This window comes from Longimicrobium sp. (genome assembly GCF_036280135.1).
Lineage (GTDB): Bacteria > Gemmatimonadota > Gemmatimonadetes > Longimicrobiales > Longimicrobiaceae > Longimicrobium.
This window is the reverse complement of sequence record NZ_DASURI010000393.1, coordinates 1-6,486: the sequence shown is the minus strand read 5'-3', so window position 1 is coordinate 6,486 and position 6,486 is coordinate 1. Positions and strand designations below refer to the sequence as shown.

Genomic DNA, 6,486 nt, shown 5'->3' with positions numbered 1-6,486 from the left:
CGAGCACCGGCACGCGGACGACGACGGGCGCGGCGGGGAACCGGGCGCGGACGCCGCGCACCACGTCGGCCAGGGCGGCGGGGGCGTCGGCGCCGGGGGCGGCGTCCAGCACCAGGACGGCCGCGCGGGGCAGCGTCTCCCGCCTCGGAACGCCGGGGCGGGGCAGGGGGTGAAGCTCGCAGTATGGCGGCGGGCTCCACGCGGTCGCGGGCGAGCGTTGCGGGACCATGGGTCGCCTGCCGCGAGGGGGGAGACCGGGCGCAAGGCGGGGTGCGGGCCTGTGCGGGGGGGATTCCTGATGAGTACATCCACGACGCTTGGCGGTCAACAGTTGACGGATAACGAGGGCCGCACAACTTTCGGAAACCACGCGCTCATCGCCGTCCCGCTGTCCCACGCCCCCGCCGGAGCTCCCTTCGATGACCTGTCCCGTCCCGGCCCGCGTTGCCGTGTGCGTCTGGCTGTGCGTGATCTCCGCGGCCTGCGGGGAGCGGATGGACGCCCGCGCGGACGCCGCGCCCCGCGACAGCGCCGGCATCCGCATCGTGGAAAGCGCCCGGCCCGTCTGGGACGCGTCCGCCGGGTGGCGGGTGGATTCCGTCCCCGCGCTGCAGATCGGCAGCGTGGAGGGCGCGGCCGAGTACCAGCTGGGGCGGGTGCAGGGCGCCGCGCGGCTGGCCGGCGGGGGCGTGGCCGTGGCCGACGCCAACGCCGTGGAGGTGCGCTTCTACGACGCGCGCGGCCGCTTTTTGCGCGCGGCCGGGCGCCGCGGGGGCGGGCCCGGCGAGTTCGGCTCCATCGACGCCATGCTCCCCTACCGGGGCGACTCGCTGGCCGTGTGGGACGCGCGGCAGACGCGCCTGGTAGTGCTGGGGCCGGACGGGGGCGTGGGGCGCACGACGTCCGTGCGGGTGGGCGGGGCCTCGGCGGCGCTGCGCGGCATCCTCGCCGATGGGTCGTTCGTGCTGGAGCCCTCGCCCTCCGTGGAGGCCTTTCTGCGCATGGAGGCGGGGGAGCGGCGCGACAGCGTGCGCTACGTGCGGCACACGGCGGACGGGGCCGCGGCGAACACGCTGGACGCCCGGGCGGGGCGGGAGCTGGTGGCCCGGCGCGCGGGCGGGGCGCTCTCGCAGGAAAGCGTGCTCTTTGGCCGCAACGCGTACTTCGCGGCGAGCGGTGAGCACGCCTTCGTGGGGGAGAGCGATGCGTTCCGCGTGGACGTGACGGACGCGGTGGGACGGGTGCGGATGAGCATCCGCCGGCTCGGGGCGCCGCGCCGGGTGGAGCGCGCGGACCTGGCTCGCGCGCGGGAGGCCGCCCAGGCGCGCCAGCGCGAGCGCGCGGAGCGCATCGCCCGGGTCACGGGCGGCGCGGCGCGGGCGCCCGCGTTCGACGACCTGCCCGCCCGCGCCACCATGCCCGCGTTCGACCAGCTGGCGGTGGACGCGGAGCAGAACCTGTGGGTACGCGACTACCAGGTGGCGCCGGATGACCCGTCGCGCTGGTCCGTGTTCGATCCCCGGGGTCGCTGGCTGGGGACGGTGGAGACGCCGGCCGGGCTCACCGTGCTGCAGATCGGGGCGGACTGGATCCTGGGCCGCGCCCGCGACGAACTGGAGGTGGAGTACGTGCGCCTGTACCGCCTGCGAAAGGGCTGATCCACGCGTCCCGCGCGCCGATTCTTCCTCGCGCGGACCGGGCTGTTCCCGTGCGTGATCCGCCTTTGTTCCCCGGAGGGACGCCCGATCCGCATCCCTCCCTTGCCCGTCCGCGCCGGCGCGGCCAGGTTGCTGCATCCCGCCGTATCCGCCGTCCCTCCTGGCCCTGGTTCCGGATTCCCATGAGCAAGCCCATCACCCGACGCGACTTCGTGCGCACGGGCGCCGCCGCGGGCGTGGCCGCCGCCCTTCCCGCACCCCTGGCCGGGGCGCCCGCCGTGCACACGCGCGGGGCCGCGCGGCCCGTGGTCATCGCGTCGGGCAACGGCAACCAGTTCCGCAACGGCGGCACCATGGCCGCCGTGGAGACGGCGTTCACGCGCATGGTGGGGGGCGCGGACGTGCTGGACGCCATCATCGCCGGGGTGAACCTGAACGAGCTGGACCCCGGCGACACCAGCGTGGGCTACGGCGGGCTGCCCAACGCGGAGGGCGTCGTCACGCTGGACTCGTCCGTCATGCACGGGCCGCGCAGGCGCGCGGGGGCCGTGGCGGCGCTGGCGGGCGTGCGCACGCCGTCGCTCGTGGCCCAGGCGGTGATGGACAACACGGACCACCACCTGCTCGTGGGGCAGGACGCGCAGCGGTTCGCGCGGCAGATGGGGTTCACGGTGGAGGACGACCTCAACACGCCCGAGTCGCGCCGGCTGTGGCTGGAGTGGAAGCGGCGCTCGGACCCCGCGCGCTTTCCCGATCCCGGGCAGCGGGCGCAGGCGGGGCACCGCGCGGGGCTGGAGATGGTGGCCGAGGGGCTCATCGACCCCATGCACTACTACGGCACCATCAACTGCAACGCCATCAACGCGGCGGGCGACGTCTGCGGATGCACCACGACGAGCGGCTTGGCGTGGAAGATCCCCGGCCGCGTGGGCGACTCGCCCATCCTGGGCGCGGGGCTGTACGTGGACAACGGCGTGGGCGCGGCGGGGAGCACGGGCCGCGGCGAGGCCAACCTGTACAACCTCACGTCGTACCTGATCGTGGAGAACCTGCGGCGGGGGATGTCGCCGAAGGACGCGGGAATGGAGGGACTGCGCCGCATCGTGCAGAACACGGTGGAGCGCCGGCTGCGGAACGGCCGCGGCACGCCCAACTTCGGCATCCAGTTCTACGTGCTCAACACGCGCGGCGAGCACGCCGGGGTGAGCATGTACCCCGGCGGCACCTACGCCGTCTGCGACGAGAACGGCCCCCGCGACGTGCCCCTGGAGCCCCTGCTGCAGGGCGGCCCGAACGACTGAGGGGCAACGTTCAGGGCCAGAGAATCGCGCCGGCCCGGGGCAGGCCGGCGTGAACGAACGCCGCAGCGTACTCCGACGCGGTCAGCGGCGGACGCAGGAGCCCGTTTCGATGGGACGCGAGCACGCGTTGCACGGACTTGGCATCGGCCCGGATCAGGGCACACACGAATTCGTCCGGATGCGCGGCGGTGATGCCGTGCGGGCGAAGGGCGTCGGGAGGAAAGTCCTTCAGGTTCTGCGTCACGATGTAGTCCGCGCCGACACACCGCGCGGCTGCGGCGACGTGCCGATCCTCCGGCGCGACGGCTTCCAGGCCGATCTCGAACGGCTCGTAGCCATTGACGCATGCCCCGGCGAAATGCACGTCCATCATTGCTCGCGTTCGTGAAACTTTCGCCGGGGAGAGCTCCGGACGGTCGGCGAGCAGGTTGCGCGTCCACTCGTCGTGAATGCGGTGGGACCAGTAGGGGAGATAGAGATCAGCCGCCGCGAGCCGGAGCAGGACGTCGCGGAGGAACGCGGGATAGATGACGTTGGCGTCCAGGACAGCCTGGACCAGCGGTCCGTAGGCCATGCGGCACTACCGCCCCGACCGCGACGGCGGGGAGTCGTACAAGCCAAGCTCCTCGGTTTCGGCCATCAGCGCGTCGAGGAACGTATGGCGGCGATCGACGACACGCTTGTAGCCCACGAGGTCCGTAAGCCGAACCCGCCGGTGAGACCCCGCCATGCGGCACGGCAGGAACCCGGCTTCGATGAGCTTTACGACGTGCGGTCGCGACACGCCCAGGAACTCGGCCGCGACCGACGTGGTGACCTCCTCCGCCTCGGTGACCAGCGCCACGGTATTCCCCTGAGCGACTTCCTCCAGCAGGGACGCGACGAGGCGCGCGACGTCGCGGGGCAGGGCCTCGACCTCGCCGGACGGGGTTCGGATGATCAACTCGACATCCTCCTGCATGTGGCGAAGCCGTTGCGCCGTGCGTAGCGCGGCCTCGCGGTCCTCCTCCTCGGCGGGAGGCGCGAGTGCATCAACGAGCGTACGTGTGCCTGAACCTGGACGGACCATGGTGGTTTCTCCCATAGAAGCTGTCCCCAATCTAGCATCGTCTGCGCCTAAACGCAACAAACGAAACGGAGCCCATGTGGATCGTGATTCCCGCCGCGACGGTGGTGGGCGCGCTGGCGGCGATGGTGCTCTTCCTGCGCGCCCCGGCGGTGCGGGAGCTCCGTCGCGGGATGATCATCACCGCCATCGTCGCGTTCGTGCTCGCCCTGGGCGGGATGGCGTTGCTGGGCATCCCGGGCGCCATCATCTACGGCATCTCCGCCCCGTTCGTGCAGCTGCTGATGGGCGCGCGCTACGCCGACCTGGGCGACGGCGCGTGGCCGGCCGCCATCTTCATCACGCTCATCTGGCCGGCGTCGCTCGTGGTCGCGTACGCGGTGGCCAACGGTCCGCTGCGGGGGCGGGGCAGGGGCGCGCGGTGGATGGCGCTCATCCTCATCCCCTACGCATTCGGCGTGCTGCTGGCCCTGGACGCGCACCTCGCCGCCGCCGCGCCCTGACTGCATCGTGGACACCGGCTTCCGCCGGCAACGCAGGACCCTCGCAACTTCCGGGAGGGATCGATGGAATGGACCGTGGAGCACGATGAGGAGCTGGGCTTCGTGACCGTACGGACGCGGGGCGTGTTCACCACGCGGGACCACCTGCGGATGACGGAGGACGTGCTTTCGCGCGACTTCTGGCGCCCCGGCACCAGCGTGCTCTTCGATCACCGCGCGCTGGAGTTCGGCGCCGCCGATCTCGCGGTGATGCGGGCGGCGTCCGAGAACCACGTGGCGCACGACGACCGCATCGGCACCGGCAAGGCGGCCGTGCTGATGAAGGCGGCGGCGGACTTTGGCCGGGGCCGCCAGTTCGAGATGCTCTCGGAAGGGCGGATCAGCGCGCTGGTGCACATCTTCCTGGACGAGGCCGAGGCAATTGCCTGGCTGCTGCACTGATGCGCCGGATCCTACCGTCCCTCATCCCGCGGATTGCATGATGCGTCCGCGTCCCTTCACGGCGGCCCGCCCGCTCGTGGTCCTCGCCGCGTGGATGCTGCTGGCGACGTCCGCCCCTGCGCAGGAGGCGTCCGTCCCCGCCTCGTCCGACGCGACGCTGGCCGGGCGGATGCGCGCGTTCCTGGAGGGGATGCGGGGCGGGGACGAGGCGGAGATCGCCGCGTTCTTTCCCCGGCGCGGCGACTGGAACTGGGTGCGGACGCTGAACGGGACGCGCGGCCCGCGGCAGGTCGTCACGTGGCGCATCGCCGGGGCGGAGACGGAGCGGCTGATCGGCGACGGCGGAGCGGGGTGCGAGGAGTTCAACGCCGCCCGGGCCGACGTGGGCCCCGTGGAGGACTCGTTCGCCGGCGAGGTGCACGAGGAAGGCTGGCGGCACGTGGGGCGGATGCGCTTCGTGCCGCCGGGAGCGCCGACACGGTCGCCCGTCTTCGTGCAGTGGCGGCGCGAGGACGGCGCGTGGGTCGTGGACGCGGTGGGCGACCGGGACGCGTATCGGCTCCCGCTGCGGGGGCGGCCCGTGGGGATGATCTCGCGCGACACGAGCCTGGTGGCCGAGGGGCTGGGGTACGCGGCGGAGGCCCGGTGGTACCGCGACAACGAGCCGCTCACCTTCGAGGGGCTGCGGTACGTGAAGTACGGCCTGCCGCGGCGGCTGGAGCGCGCGGCGCTGGCTCGCGTGGGCGTGCGGGGCCGCGTGAGCATCTACATGGAGGCGGGCGCCGCCGGCGGCACCGTGGACGGTATGCTGTACTCGGCCGTGTCGCCCGGCGAGTACCAGCCCTACACGGGGTTCGGCCGCATGCCCTGCCGCTGAGCCCCGGTCGATCCACTTCTCCCGGATTACGCTGATGACAGGAGCCGTCCCCACGCGGATCGCCATCCTCCTCGCCCTGGGCGCCGCGCCCGCGCAGGCGCAGGACGCCACGCTCGCCGCGCGCATGCGGGCCTTCGCGGAGGCCGCGCCCACCGCGCCCAACGACAGCGTGGCCGCGTTCTTTCCCCGGCGCGGCGACTGGACCTGGGTGCAGACGTGGATCCGCACGGACGGGCGCGGCGACGCGCGCACGGGCACCTGGCGGTTCAGCGGCGTGGAGACGCCGCGCGCCATCGGCCCGGACGGGCCCGTGTGCAATTCGTTCGAGGGGGCGGGCGGGGCGGGGCCGTTCGAGGGGCGGCTGGGGATGCAGACGGTGATCCACGACGGGCCATGGCGGCGCGTGCGCGGCACCCGCTTCGTGCCGCCGGGGGAGCCGGCGAGCTCGCCCGTGTTCGTGGAGTGGCGGCGCGAGGACGGCGCGTGGGTGGTGTCGTCGTTCGGCGACGTGGGCGTGTGGTCTCCGCGCGTGCTGGGGCGCACAGCCGGCCCCCTCGCCGCTGACACGACGCTGCTGCCTGAAGACGCGGCCTATGCCCCCGCGGACTGGTACGTCGTCACGCTGAGCGGAAGACACTAT

At 73.2% G+C, this 6,486-nt stretch carries 8 protein-coding genes and 1 pseudogene; 6 read left to right on the top strand and 3 right to left on the bottom strand.

Annotated elements, in window-relative coordinates; genetic code table 11:
* Window positions 1-229 (bottom strand): annotated as a pseudogene (locus tag VFZ20_RS12345) (hypothetical protein); the annotation flags it as partial.
* 190 nt (window positions 230-419) lie between these two features.
* Between VFZ20_RS12345 and VFZ20_RS12340 the strand changes: the two are divergent.
* Together VFZ20_RS12340 and VFZ20_RS12335 are read left to right on the top strand one after the other, a co-directional pair.
* Window positions 420-1,658, top strand: coding sequence for a hypothetical protein (locus VFZ20_RS12340; protein ID WP_329684188.1), 1,239 nt, complete (start codon window positions 420-422; stop codon window positions 1,656-1,658).
* A gap of 182 nt (window positions 1,659-1,840) precedes the next feature.
* Complete coding sequence (locus VFZ20_RS12335) at window positions 1,841-2,959, top strand: N(4)-(beta-N-acetylglucosaminyl)-L-asparaginase (protein ID WP_329684187.1); 1,119 nt, start codon at window positions 1,841-1,843, stop codon at window positions 2,957-2,959.
* Window positions 2,960-2,969: 10 nt separating this feature from the next.
* Here the strand turns inward: VFZ20_RS12335 and VFZ20_RS12330 are convergent, their stop codons facing one another.
* Together VFZ20_RS12330 and VFZ20_RS12325 are read right to left on the bottom strand one after the other, a co-directional pair.
* Complete coding sequence (locus VFZ20_RS12330) at window positions 2,970-3,533, bottom strand: PIN domain-containing protein (protein ID WP_329684186.1); 564 nt, start codon at window positions 3,531-3,533, stop codon at window positions 2,970-2,972.
* A 6-nt stretch (window positions 3,534-3,539) separates the two neighbouring features.
* On the bottom strand, window positions 3,540-4,028 hold the full coding sequence (locus tag VFZ20_RS12325) for an excisionase family DNA-binding protein (protein WP_329684185.1): 489 nt from the start codon (window positions 4,026-4,028) through the stop codon (window positions 3,540-3,542).
* 74 nt (window positions 4,029-4,102) lie between these two features.
* On the opposite strand from VFZ20_RS12325, the gene VFZ20_RS12320 reads away from it, so the two are divergent.
* The 4 genes from VFZ20_RS12320 to VFZ20_RS12305 form a co-directional block, all read left to right on the top strand.
* A complete protein-coding gene (locus VFZ20_RS12320; protein ID WP_329684184.1) occupies window positions 4,103-4,528 on the top strand; it encodes a hypothetical protein in 426 nt (141 codons plus the stop codon).
* 63 nt (window positions 4,529-4,591) lie between these two features.
* Window positions 4,592-4,969 (top strand): hypothetical protein, encoded by a 378-nt coding sequence (locus VFZ20_RS12315; protein ID WP_329684183.1) that lies wholly within the window; start codon window positions 4,592-4,594, stop codon window positions 4,967-4,969.
* Window positions 4,970-5,006: 37 nt separating this feature from the next.
* The gene (locus tag VFZ20_RS12310; protein WP_329684182.1) at window positions 5,007-5,846 is read left to right on the top strand and encodes a hypothetical protein; all 840 of its coding nucleotides are present in this window, start codon (window positions 5,007-5,009) and stop codon (window positions 5,844-5,846) included.
* A gap of 34 nt (window positions 5,847-5,880) precedes the next feature.
* On the top strand, window positions 5,881-6,486 hold a 606-nt coding region (locus VFZ20_RS12305; RefSeq protein WP_329684181.1), incomplete at its 3' end, for a hypothetical protein.

What these genes read in the sequence shown, in the direction of transcription:
- VFZ20_RS12325 (WP_329684185.1), bottom strand. Translation starts at nt 4,028, where the DNA reads ATGGTCCGTCCAGGTTCAGGCACACGTACGCTCGTTGATGCACTCGCG.
- VFZ20_RS12310 (WP_329684182.1), top strand. Translation starts at nt 5,007, where the DNA reads ATGATGCGTCCGCGTCCCTTCACGGCGGCCCGCCCGCTCGTGGTCCTC.
- VFZ20_RS12315 (WP_329684183.1), top strand. Translation starts at nt 4,592, where the DNA reads ATGGAATGGACCGTGGAGCACGATGAGGAGCTGGGCTTCGTGACCGTA.
- VFZ20_RS12320 (WP_329684184.1), top strand. Translation starts at nt 4,103, where the DNA reads ATGTGGATCGTGATTCCCGCCGCGACGGTGGTGGGCGCGCTGGCGGCG.
- VFZ20_RS12335 (WP_329684187.1), top strand. Translation starts at nt 1,841, where the DNA reads ATGAGCAAGCCCATCACCCGACGCGACTTCGTGCGCACGGGCGCCGCC.
- VFZ20_RS12340 (WP_329684188.1), top strand. Translation starts at nt 420, where the DNA reads ATGACCTGTCCCGTCCCGGCCCGCGTTGCCGTGTGCGTCTGGCTGTGC.
- VFZ20_RS12330 (WP_329684186.1), bottom strand. Translation starts at nt 3,533, where the DNA reads ATGGCCTACGGACCGCTGGTCCAGGCTGTCCTGGACGCCAACGTCATC.